Here is a 14,941-nt window from a genome sequence, read left to right as displayed (position 1 = left end):
CCCTCACCAACACTCGTTTACTTACGTTACCAACGGTTGTTCAGTTAAGGGACGGAGCATCATGCGCATCGCGGTACTCGGCGCGTCGGGCAGGGTCGGCGGCCTGCTCACCACCCAGGCCCTGGAGCGGGGGCACGAGGTCGTCGCCCTCGTCCGCGACCCCGACCGGGCCGCTGTGCCGCCGGGGCGGCACAGCGACATACGGAAGGCGGACGTCTTCTCCCCGCACACCTTCCCGGGCCTGGACGACGTCGACGCGGCCGTCTCGGCCATCGGCATCGGGAAGAAGGACGGTCCGGGCGCCCTGGTCGCCGGGGCCGGGCTGCTCGCCGCGGCACATGTCCGCACGGTGTGGCTGGGCGCGCTGGGGTCCGGCGTCTCGACCGGCGCGGGCGGGCGCCTCTACCAGGCGGTGATGCGGATGGCGGTCGGCGCGGAACTGGCCGAGAAGGCCGAGGCCGACCGGATCGCGCTGGACGCGGGCGCCACCGTGTTCCACGCGCCGGATCTGACCGGCGGGCCCCTCGGCCCCGGGCGCCGCGTCGTACGGCTCGCGGAGCTGCGCCGACCGCTGCTGCCGCCGAGGATGTCCCGTGCCTCCGTGGCCGCGCTGATGCTGGACGAGGCGGAGAAGGCCGCGTACCGCGGTGAGATCGTCGTACCGCTCGGCTGATCGGCGGCGGGTACGGTCCTCGCCGGTCCGCCGCGCCGCAGCGGGTGCGCCGCGGGATCCGGGCCCCGTGCCCGGGTTCAGTCGGCGAGCAGGTGGGCGCGGCCGAACAGGGCGGCGGCGGCCCGTGCGGTGGGGGTGCCGGAGTCGAGGTCGGCACCCGCCTGCCGCAGGACGGTCACCACGTCGTCGGCGCCTTTGAACAGAGCGCCGGCGATGGGTGTCTGGTCGCGGGCGTTGCGCAGGTCGGGGTCGGCGCCGAGCCGGATCAGGGCGCGGACGGAGCCGGCGTGGCCGTGGTAGGCGGCGAGCATGAGAAGGGTGTTGCCGGACGGGTCGCCGACGTCCACCGGCAGCCCGTGCTCCACGAACTCCGTCAGTTCCCCGGTGCGGCCTTCCCGGGCCAGGTCCAGGGCCAGGTCGACGACGCGACGCGTCTGTTCGGGGGTCACGGTCCGCCTCCGCTCATGCGCGACTCCTTCTGGTCCGGTCGTCACGGGCGAAGATGCCCGTACAAGTGATCGTGGTCGTACGGGGCGGTCGTGCGGGAACGGGTCCGGCCCGGCGTGGACGGGCTGCGCCCGCGCCGGGCGTGCCTCAGAGGTCGCCGGCGGCCAGGGCCTCGATCGCCTTGCGGACGCCCTCGCCGTAGGCGGGGTCGGCCTCGGTGCAGTTGGCGATGTGCCGCTCGACGGTCCGCCGCGAGGCGCCGTCGATCGCCCGAGCGGTGTTCTCGAAGAGCGCCTGCCGCTGCTCGGGGCTCATCAGGCGGAACAGGTCGCCGGGCTGCTCGAAGTAGTTGTCGTCGTCCTCGCGGAAGTCGAACCGGTCGGCGAAGGCTCCCACGGCCTGCCTCGGCTCGCGGTACGCGGGCTGCTCCTGCCAGCGGCCGTAGGAGTTGGGCTCGATGCCGGGGGTGGCGCCCCGGTTGCCGTCCACGCGCATGCCGCCGTCGCGGTGGTAGGAGTTCACCGGGTTCCTGGGGGCGTTGACCGGGATCTGGTGGTGGTTCACACCGAGGCGGTAGCGCTGGGCGTCACCGTAGGAGAAGAGCCGGCCCTGGAGCATGCGGTCCGGGGAGAAACCGATGCCCGGGACCACGTTGGCCGGGGTGAACGCGGCCTGTTCGACGTCCGCGAAGTAGTTCTCGGGGTTGCGGTCGAGCTGCCACTCACCGACCTCGATGAGCGGGTGGTCCTGCTTCGGCCACACCTTGGTGAGGTCGAAGGGGTGGAAGCGGCAGTGCTCGGCCTCGGCCTCCGGCATCACCTGGACGAAGAGCTTCCACCTCGGGAAGTCGCCCCGCTCGATGGCGTCGAACAGGTCGCGCTGGTGGGACTCCCGGTCCTTGCCGATCAGTGCCTCGGCCTCGGCGTCGGTGAGATTCCGGATGCCCTGCTGGGTACGGTGGTGGAACTTCACCCAGAACCGCTCGCCGTCGGCGTTGACCAGGCTGTAGGTGTGCGATCCGAAGCCGTGCATGTGCCGGTACGAGGCGGGGATGCCGCGGTCGGACATCACGATCGTGACCTGGTGCAGGGCCTCGGGGAGGCTGGTCCAGAAGTCCCAGTTGTTCTCGGGGTCGCGGAGGTTGGTGCGCGGGTCGCGCTTCACCGCGTGGTTGAGGTCGGGGAACTTCAGTGGGTCGCGGAAGAAGAACACCGGGGTGTTGTTGCCCACCAGGTCCCAGTTGCCCTCGTCCGTGTAGAACTTCACGGCGAAGCCGCGGATGTCGCGCTCGGCGTCGGCCGCGCCGCGCTCGCCCGCGACGGTCGAGAACCGCGCGAACAACTGCGTCTGCCTGCCGACCTCGGAGAAGATCTTCGCGCTGGTGTACCGCGTGATGTCATGGGTCACGGTGAAGGTGCCGAACGCGCCGGAGCCCTTGGCGTGCATCCGGCGCTCCGGGATGACCTCGCGGTCGAAGTGGGCGAGTTTCTCCAGGAACCACACGTCCTGGAGGAGCATCGGACCGCGCGGGCCGGACGTCAGGGAGTTCTGGTTGTCGGGGACCGGCGCACCGGCGACCGTGGTCAGGGGCCTCTGGCTGCTCTCGGGCACTGCTCGCTCCTCGGTGGAAGTGGTTCTCGGCATGGCTCACGGCCCGGTGGTCCCGGTCGGCCGGGCACCCGTATATGTGTGCCCACGCCTCACATCTGCGCACACCCTATAGCGGACGTCGTCCCTGTCGGGCCGGGTTCCCGAAACACATGTCCTCGGCTCGCCCTCAGCATACGTGTGAAGTGGGCCGAGGGACCGTGCGTGACCGGACTTCAGGCAGTGCGCCTACGATGCGATCATGAGCGCATGGAGCCGGTCCCTGGACGCGGCGGGAATACGGGAGCCGGGGTTGCGCAGCGACTACGGCGCACAGCGGGACCTGGTGGCGCGCTTCCGGCGCAGTGCGTACCTGGCGGCGAGGACGCTGCTGCCCCGGCCGCTGCTGCCGCACGTGGTGGCGGCTACGGCGGTGATGCACCACGGCGACGATCTGCTGGACACCGGCCCCAAGCCCCGCCGGGCCGAGGCGTGGGGGGCGTTCCGGCGGGACGTGCGCGAGGCGCTGGCGACCGGGCGGAGCACGGATCCCATGATCCGCGCGCTGACGCACACGATCGGCGCCCGTCCGCGGCTGCGGGACGTGGTCGAGGAGTATCTGTCCACCGCCGACGCGGAACTCGAGTTCACCGGGTTCGCCGACGAGGCGGACTACCAGGCCTACCTGGACGCCTACTCGATGCCCGCCTTCCTGCTGGTCGGCATCCTGCTGGCGCCGGAGGGGGACGACGGGCCGTACCGGACCGCCTGCCGCACGCTCGTCGACGGCACCCAGCGGCTGGACTTCGTCAACGACCTCGCCGAGGACGCGCGGGAGGGGCGGACCGGTGTCCCGGCACGGACGCTGGAGCGCTTCTCCGTCACGGCGCGGGACATCGCCGCCGGACGGGCCTCGCCGGGCGTCGGTGCACTGGTCCGGCATCAGGTCGAAGCGGCCCGAGCGGATCTGCTCACCGCCCGGGAGCTGCCTGTCCTGACCTCGTCCCCGTACAGCGCCCTGATCGGCGCGCTGATCGACATCGAGCTGCTGACGGCGGACGCGGCGCTGGCGCGCGGCACCGGGCTGCTGCGCGGATCGGCGAAGCCGCCCGTGGCGGGGGCGCTGCGGGTCCTGCTGGGCGCCCGCCGCCGGGCCCGCCGACAGCGCTGAGCGGACTCAGCTCCCCTGAGCCCGGGGGATCCGCGCGAGCACGGCGTCGGCCAGCTCGGACGGCGCCGACCGGCCGTCCAGCAGCACGGTGTCCCGCGGCAGGGCGTCCACCACGGCCAGGCACGACGCGATCCTGGCTCTGCACCAGGCGCGGACCTCCGCGTCCTTGGCGGGATCGTCCGGGGTGAGACTCCGCCCGTCGATCCGCCCGACGAGGACGTCCTCGGGGACCTGGAGGAAGAAGTGGTGCACCTCGACGCCCGCGTCCTTCAGGGCGCCGAGGATCTCGTCGAGGTAGGCCGGGTTCACCAGGGTCATCGGCACCAGGACGGGGCGCCCGTACTCCTCCACCAGGCCCACGGCCATGCTGACGACCTGGCGCCGCCACTGCCGCAGGTCCTGGAAGTCACCGGTCGGCACCTCCACGATCCGGCGCAGGACGAAGCCCACCAGCTCCGGGTCGAAGACCAGCGCGTCGGGCCGGCGCAGACGCAACTCCTCGACCAGCGTGGTCTTCCCGCTGCCGAACGCGCCGTTCACCCAGACGATCACAGGCTCTCCCCCACTTCTGGCGGTCCCCTCGGGCGACCCGCCCGTGGTCGTCCTGCACCCGCCGGTCCGCCCATCCTAGAAGTCCCACCCGTCGCCGTCGGCGGCCGGTCCCGCGGCCCGGGTCGCGCACGCGTCGCCCACCATGCAGGCCGCGAGCGTGGTGCCGTCGGCCGGGTCGATCAGCAGGAACGAGCCGGTGCGCCGCGAGTCGGCGTAGGAGTCGAGGACGAGCGGTTCGGCGGTGCGGACCCGCACCCGGCCGATGTCGTTGGCGACGAGCTGCCCCGGTTCGGGATGCTGGGAGAGGTCGTCGAGGGTGAGCCGCGAGGGGATCTCCGTGACGATCGCCTTCACGGTGCGTGTGGTGTGCTTGAGGAGCACCCGGTGGCCGACGGTCAGCGGGGTGTCCGCGACATGGCAGACGGTGGCCCCGGTCTCCTTGGCGATCCGGGGCGGCCGCGGTCCGGCGGTGAGCATGTCGCCGCGCCCGACGTCGAGTTCGTCCGCGAGCCGCACACTGAGGGACCGGCCCGCGCACACGGCGTCCGCCGGCTGTCCGAGGACGTCGAGCGAGGTGATGGTGGTGACGCGGCCGGAGGGCTGCACCGTCACGGTGTCTCCGACCCGGAGCCGGCCGCTGAGCAGCTGCCCGGCGTAGTGGCGTTCCCCGCCGTGCCGGATGACCGTCTGCACGGGGAAGCGGGAAGGCCCGCTCGCCGAGGTGTCGCCCAGCCGGACGGTCTCCAGGTGTTCGAGGACGGTGGGTCCGCCGTACCAGTCCATGACCGCGGAGGGCTCCACCACGTTGTCCCCGGCCAGCGCGGAGATCGGGACGGCCGTGACCTCCGGCACACCCAGCTCCGTCGCGTACGCCATGAACTCCTTCGCGATGGCCGCGAACACCGGCTCCCGGTAGCCCACCAGGTCCATCTTGTTCACCGCCAGCACCACGTGCGGGACGCGGAGCAGCGCGGCGATGGCGGCGTGGCGGCGGGTCTGCTCGACGACGCCGTTGCGGGCGTCGACGAGGATCACCGTCAGCTCCGCGGTGGAGGCGCCGGTGACCATGTTCCGGGTGTACTGCACATGTCCGGGGGTGTCGGCCAGGATGAAGCGGCGTCGGGGGGTGGCGAAGTAGCGGTAGGCGACGTCGATGGTGATGCCCTGCTCGCGCTCGGCGCGCAGGCCGTCGGTGAGCAGGGCCAGGTCGGGTCCGTCCTGGCCGCGGCCGGCGGAGGCGCGTTCGACGGCTTCGAGCTGGTCGGTGAGGACGGACTTGGAGTCGTGCAGGAGGCGGCCGACGAGGGTGGACTTGCCGTCGTCGACGGATCCGGCGGTGGCGAAGCGCAGCAGGGTGGTGGCCGCGAGGTGTTCGGGTGTCACGGTGGTCATCTCTAGAAGTACCCCTCGCGTTTGCGGTCTTCCATCGCGGCTTCGGAGAGCTTGTCGTCGGCGCGGGTGGCGCCGCGTTCGGTCAGGCGGGAGGCGGCGATCTCGGTGATGACCTTCTCGATGGTGGTGGCGTCGGAGTCGACGGCGCCGGTGCAGGACATGTCGCCGACCGTGCGGTAGCGGACCTGGCGTTTCTCCACCCTCTCGCCCTCGCGGGGGCCGCCCCACTGTCCGGCGGTCAGCCACATCCCGCCCCGCTCGAACACCTCGCGTTCGTGCGCGTAGTAGATGGCGGGCAGGTCGATGCCCTCGCGGGCGATGTACTGCCACACGTCCAGCTCGGTCCAGTTCGACAGCGGGAACACGCGTACGTGCTCGCCCGGTGCGTGGCGCCCGTTGTAGAGGTTCCACAGCTCGGGGCGCTGGCGGCGCGGGTCCCACTGGGAGAACTCGTCGCGCAGTGAGAACACCCGCTCCTTGGCCCGTGCCTTCTCCTCGTCGCGGCGCCCCCCGCCGAACACCGCGTCGAACCGCTCGGTGCGGATCCTCTCCGTCAGCGGCAGCGTCTGCAGCGGATTGCGCGTCCCGTCCGCGCGTTCGCGCAGCACACCCCGGTCGATGTAGTCCTGCACCGACGCCACATGCAGCCGCAGCCCGTACCGCTGGACCGTGCGGTCCCGGTAGGCCAGCACCTCGGGGAAGTTGTGACCGGTGTCCACATGCAGCAGCGCGAACGGCACCGGCGCCGGAGCGAACGCCTTCAACGCCAGACGCAGCATCAGGATCGAGTCCTTGCCCCCGGAGAACAGGATCACCGGATTCTCGAACTCCCCCGCCACCTCACGGAAGATGTGCACCGCCTCCGACTCCAACGCGTCCAGATGCGAGAGGGCGTAGAGATGGCCCATGTCCAGACCGGTGTGACGGGAACTCATGTCAGCCGCCTTTCCCCCAGCAGGCTCAGCAGAGCCGACGCCGATTCGGCGACGGACTGCACATGTGCGGGTATGCGCAGATCAGGGGCTTCCGGGACCTCGTACGGGTCGTCGACACCGGTGAGTCCGGACAGCTCGCCCGCCGCCTGTCTGGCGTACAGGCCCTTCACGTCGCGCCGGGAGCAGGTGCTCGAAGGTGTGGCGACATGTACTTCCAGGTAGGGGGTGTGGGACGCCTGGTGTCGTCGCCGCACCGCCTGCCGGCTGTCGGCGTAGGGCGCGATGGCCGGCACCAGCACCAGGACGCCGTTGCGGGCGAGCACTTCGGCGACCAGGCCGATGCGCTGCACGTTGGTGTGCCGGTCCGCGCGGGTGAATCCCAGACCCGAGGAGAGGGTCTCGCGCAGTTCGTCACCGTCGAGCACCTCCACCCTGCGTCCTGCGCCGCGGAGGTGTCCGGCCACGGCGCGGGCGATCGTCGTCTTGCCCGAGCTGGGCAGGCCCGTCAGCCACACCGTCGCACCGCAGTCGCAGGCGCGCCGCTCCGGACCGGATCGCGGCTCAGTTCTCACCGGCATGTCGCTCTCCTTCTGGACGTCATCCGATCTCGGCCAGCCTGTCGAACAGGGTCCGCACCGGTACGTGGGGGTCGTCGGCGGCCGTCGTCAGGACGGTCAGCCACTGCCGGAGCATGTCCACCGCCTCGTCGGCGGTGAAGTAGTCCGTGGCGTAGTCGGCCCGCACGTCCCAGCCCTCGCCGTCGGCGACGACGTACTGGAGCCAGTCGAACTTCGCCGAGGCGCCCGCCACGTGCACCCGTTCGCAGCGCAGTCCCGGCAGCGTCAGCCTGCTCGGGATCTCGTCGAGGACGAGGCAGATTCGGCCCATGTGCTCGCCGGACAGCACTCCCCGGGTCCGGGTGACACCGCCGCCGAGCATGGCGTAGGGCACCTGGCGGTGCCTCAGCACGTCCAGCGAGCTGCGTTTCGCGGCGGCGCACACCTCGGCGAACGTGGCCCGCTCGGGGACCTGGAACCGTACCGGCAGCAGGTCGGTCAGACAGCCGAAGACGTCGTCGAGGTCCGGTTCGCCGCGCCGGGACACCGGGATGCCGATGACGATGTCCTCGCCGTTCACCGCCGCCGCGGTGACGGCCGTGCAGGCGCTCATCAGCACATGGGGCGTGGTGCGCAGCGTACGGGCCGCGGTGCGGACGGCCCTGCCCAGCTCGGCGGGGACGGTGGCGCGCACGCAGTCGCAGTCGGGGCCGCGCCGGGCGGCCGCCGGGCGGATCCGGGGCGGCAGGTGGGTGAGCGGCGGTGCCCCGTCCAGGTAGTCGGCCCAGAAGGCGAGGTCCCGCGGCGCGATCCCGGCCGCCCGCGCCCGGACGGCGTGCTCGCCGAGTGTCAGGGCCGGCGGGGTGAGCTTCGCCGGTTCGCCGCCGGTCTCCTCGGTGTACAGGGCGGACAGCTCGTGGTCGAGCAGTGCCAGGGAGGCGTCGTCGACGGCGATGTGGTGGATCTGGAGCAGCAGCACGTGTTCGTCGGGCGCGTAGTCGTACAGCGTCAGCCTGGCCGGTGACACGGTCAGGTCGAGGGGGCGCCGGCCGGCCCGGCGCAGGGTGTCGTGCAGGTCTCCGCCGGGCCACGGGAGCCGTTCCAGGGGGACGGTGCCGGCCGGGTCGATGCGCTGTACCGCGCCGGTGTCGTCCAGCTCGAACCGGGTGCGTAACGCGGCGTGCCGCCCCACCAGCGCGGCCAGGGCGCGTTCCAGGGCCGGTACGTCGAGCGGTCCGGCGATGTACTGCGCCCATGTCTCCAGGAACGGCGAGGGGTCCGGCATGAACTGTTCGGCGATCCAGAGCGCCTCTTGCTCGAAGGTCTGCGGGAATGCGCGCATCACACCCGGCGCCTCTCCAGAGCGGGCAGGTCCACCTTGCCGTTCTCCCTGCGGGGCAGGTCGTCCAGTTGCTCGAACCTGCCGGGGACGGCGTAGGCGGGAAGCAGTGCGCCGAGCGCCGCGCGTAGCTCCCGCGGGGTCAGCTCGCCGCCCTCGGCGAGGGTGTAGACCAGCGCGATGTGTGCGACGGTGCCGCCCTCGTCCGTGCGCGCCACGGCTGCGCAGGTGCGGATCTGCGGGACGGTGGACGCGGCGGCCTCGATGTCGCCGAGTTCGATCCGGTTGCCGCTCAGTTTGACCTGCCGGTCCCGGCGGCCGTGGAAGTGCAGGACGCCGTCGTCGTCGAACACTCCCATGTCGCCGGTGCGGTAGGCGCGGCGCTTCTCGCCCGCCACGTCCAGTTCCGGGAACTTCTCCCGGGTGAGGATGGCGTCGTTGAGGTAGCCCAGGGCCACTCCGGGGCCGAGTGCGACGATCTCGCCGCGTTCGCCGGGCCGTGCAGGTGAGCCGTCCTCGCGCAGCAGGATCACCGTGGTGCCGGGCACCGGCACACCCGCCGGGATGCCCGCGGGGGCGTTCCTGTCGTCCGGTCCCATCCGGTGGACCGTGGTGAGCATGCAGTTCTCGGCCGGGCCGAAGCCGTTCCACAGGGGCAGGCAGGGGAAGCGCCGCAGGAACATCTCGACATGGCGGGGGGACTGCTTCTCGCCGCCGACGTAGAGCGTCTTCAGCCCCTCGAAGGCGTCCAGGTCCTCGTCGACGACCAGGTTGAACAGCGAGGTCGTGAGCCAGACCGTGTCGGTCTGCTCGTCGGCGACGAGGGAGCGCAGCCGGCTGGGCATGAGGTGGTTCTCGTCGACGACGACCACGGCGCCGCCGGTGGTGAGCTGGCCCCACAGCTCGAAGGCGTACATGTCCCAGGCGGCGGGCGCGACCTGTGGGGTGATGTGTCCGGGTCCGAAACCGTCCAGGCCGCCCGGTCCGAACATCCGGGTGACCGCCCGGTGGGGTATGAGCACACCCTTGGGGACACCTGTGCTGCCCGAGGTGAAGAACACCATGGCCACATCGTCCAGGGCGACATGCGCCGGCTCGGGCCGGTCCGCCCGCGCGGCCCCGGCGATCGCGGCCAGGGGGACCGGGTCGAGGGCCCGGGTGACGCCGAGGGGTTCGCCGCCGGGACGGCCGACGACGACCGGGCGGTCGAGCTGGCGGAGGATCGACTCGACGCGGGGGGCGGGCCAGCGCGGGTCGAGGGTGGCGTAGGCGGCGCCGCTCATCAGCACCCCGAGCTGGAGGGCGACCAGTTGGGCGCCGCGCGGCACCAGCAGCGGGACGATGTCGCCGGGCCGTACGCCCCATGCGGTGAGCTGCCCGGCCAGTGCCGCCGCCGCGTCGGTGAGGGTCCGGTAGTCGATGCGTTCGCCGCCGTGCACCAGGGCGAGGTCGCGGGGTGCCGTGGCGGCGTGCTCCATGACCGCGGCGTGCACACTGCGCAGCGGCGGCGTGTTCGTCGGCTCGTTCACGCGGCACCGAGCCTGATCTGCTCGGCGAAGTCGGCCAGTTCGTCGTGTTCGAGCAGCCATGCGGGGTCGACGCGGATGCCGAGGCGGCGTTCGATGCGGGCGCAGATCCGGATGGCCGACAGCGACGCGCCGCCGAGGTCGTAGAAGCTGTCGCGCCGGCCGACCTGGTCGACGTCCAGCACCTCCGCGATGACGGCGGCGAGCACCTCCTCCAGTTCGTCCGCGGGTGGCTCGTACTCGACCTTGCACACGACGTCGCGGTTCTCGGTCACGGGATCTCCTGTTCTCGTCTGGTCGGCTCGGCTCACGATTCCGTAGGTGCGTCGGTGTGCCGCGAAGCGGTCAGGATGCAGAACTCGTTGCCCTCCGGGTCGGCCATGACCACCCAGCCGCCGCTCTCCCGGAAGTCGGTGACCACGCTCGCTCCCAGTCGGAGGGCGCGTGCCACCTCCTCGTCCTGCGAGCGGTCCTTGGGGCGCATGCAGAAGTGCACGCGGTTCTTCACCGTCTTCGCGTCGGGCACGAGGATGAAGAGCACCGTGTAGCCGTGCTCGGTGATCACGTAGCACTCGTCCGAGCCCGGCCGCACTCCCTCCTGCGGGGAGAACTCGGCCATTTCGCACCACCACCGGGCCTGCGCGTAGGGGTCGCGGGCGTCGATCGTGGTGTGGGACAGGGTCAGGCTCATCTGGTGCGCTCTTTCCGGATCCGGTGCGGTGTCGTGGTCAGGCGATGGGTTCGGCGGCGGTGGGGTGGACGGTCTGCTCGGCTTCGCGCAGCGCCCGGGTCGTGACACGTGAGGCGAAGACGAGCGCGGCGAGCGCCAGTCCTGTGCCGCACACCACGAAGGTGCTCTCGGGTCCCAGCCAGCGTCCCAGTCCGCCGCCGAGGAACGCCCCGACGGGCACCGCGCCGAGCACGATCAGGCGGTATCCGGCCGTGGCGCGGCCGAGGAGTTCGTCGGGCACGGCTGCCTGGCGGAGCGTGCTGACCACGATCTGGTTGAGGGCCGTGGCGATCGCGGCGAAGAACATGAAGACCTCGACGAGGAAGACGTTCCCGCTGAGGCCGAGCACCACATAGCTGGCGGCGGGCACGAGCGCGGCGAGCCAGGTGACCGGTCCCCCGCCGATGGCCGGGACCACGCGCGCGGCGATCAGCGAACCGATGACGGCTCCGACCGCCGGTACGGCGATGAAGATGCCGTACCAGGACTCGGAGACGCCCAGGGGGCCGGTGGCCAGGAGGACGAGCAGGCCACCGGTGGCGGACGAGAACAGGTTGATCGAGCCGGAGATGAACGCCACGCGGCGCAGCAGCCGGTGGTTCCAGAAGTAGGACCAGCCCTCCTTGATGCTGCGCACGACCTCGCCCGGGGTGTGCTTGGCGCCGCTGGTGTCGCTCGCGGTCGGCAGCATCCGCGGCAGGGTGAACGCGGCCAGCGCGGCGAGGGCGAAGAGGCCCGCGCTGGAGGTGAACACGACGATCGCCGACATCGCGAACAGGGCGGCGCCCGCGGTGGGTCCGACGAAGTTGTTGATGGCCGACTGGGTGGCGAACAGGCGGCCGTTGGCCCGTTCGAGGTCGCTCCGTTTGACCAGGCGCGGCGGGACGGTCAGGGCCGCGTTGTCCACGAGTGTCTCGGCCGTGCCGGCGAGGAACACGGCGAGGTAGAGGATGGTGATGTGGCGCAGGTCGGCCACGAGGGTCAGGACCAGCAGGCCGAATCCGACGGCGCGGATCACGTTGCCCCACACCATGATGAGGCGTCGGTCGATGCGGTCGGCGAGTGCACCGGACGGCAGCGTGAACAGCAGCCACGGCAGGAACTGGGCCACCGTCATGCCGGAGATGAGCAGGGGGTCGCGGGTCATCGTCACGGCGAGGAGGGGTACGGCGGCCAGCACCAGCCCGTCGCTGAGGTTCGATAGGCCCTGCGACCACCACAGCTTGGTGAAGCTACGGCCCAATGTCATGTCCGCTCCTCTGTCGTCCTTGCCGGTACCTGTTGCTCGTGTCTCACGCGCCGTGCGGCAGCGTCAATCTAGTGTCCCGAGCCCTGCCGAGGACGGTGGTTGAGCCGGTCGAACTCGCTTGTTCTTCAAGGGACTTCGGGCTCGTGGTCGCCGTCCCTGCCCAGGGCCGCCGTGATCAGCTCGTAGTACGGAAGCTGGTCGCGCTCGAAGGCGGCGGCGGTCCGCTCCAGCTCGTCCGGCAGGGTGCCCTTCCCGGCCGGGGCGGCTCCGAGCGCGCTGGACTCACTGGCGCCGGCGTGCCAGCGCCCGGTCGCCCGCCAGCTGGGCGGCGGTTCCTTGCGGAAGGCGAGCGACTCGGGCAGGAACGCGATGTCCATGGCCGCGCAGTACCGCCGCATCTCCGTCTCCGGGTCGCCGGCCACCCGGTCGCCGTCGACCAGGTGCATGGGCAGCCCCGAGGACGTCACGGTCGAGACGATGTCCCACAGGTGTCCGAAGCCCATCGCCGCGGAGGTGGCGTCGGACTGCATCCTCAGGTGTGAGCGGACCGTGTCGCGGGGGTTGCGGACCATCGCGGCGTGCCGGCACCGCTTCAGGAAGGCCGGGTCGGCGGCGAGCCGGTCGAGGGCGAAGTCGGTGGTGTCCTTGAAGAAGACGGGCCGGTCGGCCGCCGCGTCGGCGAGCGCGGCCATCACCTGCTCCTGGCCGGTGCAGGTACGGCCGGCCACCTCGGCGGTGCCGAAGTCGCACACGCGCGAGAACGGCTCGTGCACCACCAGGAAGTCGCCGCGCTCGTACATCGCGCGCTCGAACGCGGTCGACCGCGAGCGCGGTACGCACCACAGCGCCAGGAGGTCCGGCTGCCGCTCCGTCATGAGGCCGCCTCTCGGAAGGAGTTGTCCAGTTCGCGCAGGGCCGTGCGGAGGATCCGTACGCCGTCCAGGTACTCCTGGACCAGGATGTGCTCGGTGTCGGTGTGGTCCTGGCGGCAGTCCCCGGGGCCGTAGGTGGCCATCGGCACCTGCCAGCTCCTGCTGAGCGTGTTCATGTCGCTGGTGCCCGTCTTGAGCTTGTGCGCGGGCCGGAACCCTTCGAGGCGGATGGCGCGGGTCAGCGCGCGTACGCACGCGGAACCGCGCGGCACCATGACGGCGGGTACGTCGTACACCGGGACGACGTCGATCCCCTCGCCGAGGGTCGCCGTGACCTGCCGCAGCAGTTCCTCGGGCGAGAGGCCCGGGGGTGTGCGGAACACGAGGGAGCACGCACTCGAGAACGGTTCGAGGCGGCCGTCCCTGACGACCATGCCGACGTCGCCGAAGTTCGCGTTGCCCCGGGTCCCGTAGGTGTCGAGGAGCCGGCCGAGCGCCCGTACCAGGATCTCGCCGGCCTTGGGCCCGGGGGTGGCGGTGTGGGTGCGCGGGACCTCGCACCGCACCTCGAACTCGGCCATCCCCTTGTAGCCGATGGTCACCGCCGAGGCACCGCTCGGTTCCCCCACGATGACGGCGTCGGGCACCGGCACGGTCCGGCGGACGTGTTCTGCGCCCCGGGACCACAGGGTCTCCTCCTCGACGACGCCCACCCAGTGGACGCGGATGCCGAGGTCGCGGCTGCTGAGCGCGGCGACCAGCATGGCCGCCAGCGGTCCCTTGGCGTCCACGGCGCCGCGCCCGCGGACGAGGGTCGCGGTGTGCTCGAAGGGGACGGCGCCCGGCACGGTGTCCAGGTGGCTGAGGAGCATGACCGTGCGCGGGCCGCGGCCGACCAGGGCGTGCACGTTGCCCACCTCGTCGATGTGGCTCCGCGCGCCGTGTTGGGCCGCGATGTGCCGCAGCCGCTCGGCCAGTCGCCGCTCGTCGCCGGAGACGGACGGTGTCGCCACTGCCTCGGCGAGCAGTCCGACGGCTTCGGCGTCGGTCAACTCGCTTTTCTGGGTGCTGAGATGTTCGATCGTCACGGCGTGCCAAGACCCTTCCCGATGAGGGTTCCGCTCCCTCGTAGAGCTTTCGCGACGGGCGAGTCCACCCGTCCGTCGCACACCTGTACCGCCTGCGCGCCGTTCTCCAGGGCCTCCACCGCGGCGGCGACCTTCATCCGCATGCCGCCCGTCAGCTCCGGCACCAGCCGTCTCGCCTCGTCTCGGCTCAGTGCGGCGATGACGGACGAGGGGTCCGCGGGGTCGGCGAGGACGCCCGGCGCGTCGGTGAACAGGAGCAGCCGGTCCGCCTGCCAGGCCGCCGCGATCGCGCAGGCCATCCGGTCCGCGTCGACGTTGGTCGCCTGGCCGTCGGCGGTCATGCCCGGGGGACACACGACGGGGACCATGCCGCAGGTGTGCACCGCGTCCAGGACGGCGGTGTCCACACCGGTGATCCGGCCGGCGAAGTTGTCGCGCACCACGCGCACGGCGCCGTCGAAGACCGCGCGGACGGCCGCCTTGCGTACGGTGCGCACCAGTCCCCCGTCCATTCCCGACAGGCCCACGGCCGTCACACCGCGTGCGGCCAGTTCCGAGACGATCCGCGCCTGGGTGCGGCCGCGCATCGCCATCATGAGCGCGCCGAGCGTCGGCTCGTCCGTGTACCGCGTGACCATCCCGTCCGGGGAGCGCAAGGTGCGCCGCGGCAGCCCCAGTTCGCCGAGGGTGTCGTCGATGTCCCGGGAGCCGCCGTGCACCACGGTGACGCGGTGGCCGCCGCTGAGGGCGGCGATGTCGTCGGCGATCCGCGCGCTGTCCTCCTGGAGGCTGCCGCCCCACTTCACCACGAGTCTCATCATGT

The 14,941-nt window shown here is 71.7% G+C and carries 16 protein-coding genes; 2 read left to right on the top strand and 14 right to left on the bottom strand.

Translation table 11 applies throughout. The features are described 5' to 3' along the window. Positions 1-61: 61 nt before the first annotated feature. Positions 62-673, top strand: coding sequence for an NAD(P)-dependent oxidoreductase (locus R4Z62_RS33130; RefSeq protein ID WP_491521741.1), 612 nt, complete (start codon positions 62-64; stop codon positions 671-673). Between the two features lie 77 nt (positions 674-750). Here the strand turns inward: R4Z62_RS33130 and R4Z62_RS33125 are convergent, their stop codons facing one another. Further along, positions 751-1,122, bottom strand: a complete 372-nt coding sequence (locus R4Z62_RS33125; RefSeq protein ID WP_491521740.1) for an ankyrin repeat domain-containing protein — start codon at positions 1,120-1,122, stop codon at positions 751-753. A gap of 145 nt (positions 1,123-1,267) precedes the next feature. Continuing rightward, positions 1,268-2,764 carry a catalase gene (locus tag R4Z62_RS33120; protein WP_491521739.1) on the bottom strand — a complete coding sequence of 499 codons (1,497 nt, stop codon included), beginning with the start codon at positions 2,762-2,764 and terminating at the stop codon, positions 1,268-1,270. A 205-nt stretch (positions 2,765-2,969) separates the two neighbouring features. On the opposite strand from R4Z62_RS33120, the gene R4Z62_RS33115 reads away from it, so the two are divergent. Next, positions 2,970-3,878 carry a squalene/phytoene synthase family protein gene (locus R4Z62_RS33115; protein ID WP_491521738.1) on the top strand — a complete coding sequence of 303 codons (909 nt, stop codon included), beginning with the start codon at positions 2,970-2,972 and terminating at the stop codon, positions 3,876-3,878. Positions 3,879-3,884: 6 nt separating this feature from the next. On the opposite strand, the gene R4Z62_RS33110 is transcribed toward R4Z62_RS33115, so the two are convergent. The 12 genes from R4Z62_RS33110 to R4Z62_RS33055 form a co-directional block, all read right to left on the bottom strand. Next, the gene (locus tag R4Z62_RS33110; RefSeq protein ID WP_355484454.1) at positions 3,885-4,430 is read right to left on the bottom strand and encodes a P-loop nucleotide/nucleoside kinase family protein; all 546 of its coding nucleotides are present in this window, start codon (positions 4,428-4,430) and stop codon (positions 3,885-3,887) included. Positions 4,431-4,505: 75 nt separating this feature from the next. Then, entirely contained in the window at positions 4,506-5,822 is a 1,317-nt protein-coding gene (locus R4Z62_RS33105) for a sulfate adenylyltransferase subunit 1 (protein ID WP_491521737.1), read from the bottom strand. A gap of 2 nt (positions 5,823-5,824) precedes the next feature. Continuing rightward, complete coding sequence (gene cysD / locus R4Z62_RS33100) at positions 5,825-6,757, bottom strand: sulfate adenylyltransferase subunit CysD (protein WP_491521736.1); 933 nt, start codon at positions 6,755-6,757, stop codon at positions 5,825-5,827. Next, the gene (gene cysC, locus R4Z62_RS33095; protein WP_064537051.1) at positions 6,754-7,335 is read right to left on the bottom strand and encodes an adenylyl-sulfate kinase; all 582 of its coding nucleotides are present in this window, start codon (positions 7,333-7,335) and stop codon (positions 6,754-6,756) included. The genes cysD and cysC overlap by 4 nt, the downstream gene beginning before the upstream one ends. A 19-nt stretch (positions 7,336-7,354) precedes the next feature. Continuing rightward, positions 7,355-8,656: a condensation domain-containing protein gene (locus R4Z62_RS33090; protein ID WP_491521735.1), complete on the bottom strand. Its 1,302-nt coding sequence runs from the start codon at positions 8,654-8,656 to the stop codon at positions 7,355-7,357. Then, positions 8,656-10,182, bottom strand: a complete 1,527-nt coding sequence (locus tag R4Z62_RS33085) for an amino acid adenylation domain-containing protein (RefSeq protein ID WP_491521734.1) — start codon at positions 10,180-10,182, stop codon at positions 8,656-8,658. Before R4Z62_RS33085 ends, R4Z62_RS33090 begins: the two co-directional genes overlap by 1 nt. Further along, the gene (locus tag R4Z62_RS33080; RefSeq protein ID WP_064537048.1) at positions 10,179-10,454 is read right to left on the bottom strand and encodes a phosphopantetheine-binding protein; all 276 of its coding nucleotides are present in this window, start codon (positions 10,452-10,454) and stop codon (positions 10,179-10,181) included. The genes R4Z62_RS33085 and R4Z62_RS33080 overlap by 4 nt, the downstream gene beginning before the upstream one ends. Before the next feature lie 32 nt (positions 10,455-10,486). Further along, complete coding sequence (locus R4Z62_RS33075; RefSeq protein WP_355484645.1) at positions 10,487-10,870, bottom strand: VOC family protein; 384 nt, start codon at positions 10,868-10,870, stop codon at positions 10,487-10,489. Between the two features lie 37 nt (positions 10,871-10,907). Beyond that, on the bottom strand, positions 10,908-12,158 hold the full coding sequence (locus R4Z62_RS33070) for an MFS transporter (RefSeq protein WP_355484643.1): 1,251 nt from the start codon (positions 12,156-12,158) through the stop codon (positions 10,908-10,910). A gap of 125 nt (positions 12,159-12,283) precedes the next feature. Further along, positions 12,284-13,033, bottom strand: coding sequence for a sulfotransferase-like domain-containing protein (locus tag R4Z62_RS33065; protein WP_355484641.1), 750 nt, complete (start codon positions 13,031-13,033; stop codon positions 12,284-12,286). Then, positions 13,030-14,118, bottom strand: coding sequence for a M20/M25/M40 family metallo-hydrolase (locus tag R4Z62_RS33060; RefSeq protein ID WP_491521733.1), 1,089 nt, complete (start codon positions 14,116-14,118; stop codon positions 13,030-13,032). Before R4Z62_RS33060 ends, R4Z62_RS33065 begins: the two co-directional genes overlap by 4 nt. Next, positions 14,115-14,939 carry a [LysW]-aminoadipate kinase gene (locus R4Z62_RS33055; protein ID WP_491521732.1) on the bottom strand — a complete coding sequence of 275 codons (825 nt, stop codon included), beginning with the start codon at positions 14,937-14,939 and terminating at the stop codon, positions 14,115-14,117. The genes R4Z62_RS33060 and R4Z62_RS33055 overlap by 4 nt, the downstream gene beginning before the upstream one ends. Between the last annotated feature and the right edge of the window lie 2 nt (positions 14,940-14,941).

This window comes from Streptomyces sp. PL-25 (genome assembly GCF_058344915.1).
This window is presented reverse-complemented; position numbering and strand designations above follow the sequence as displayed.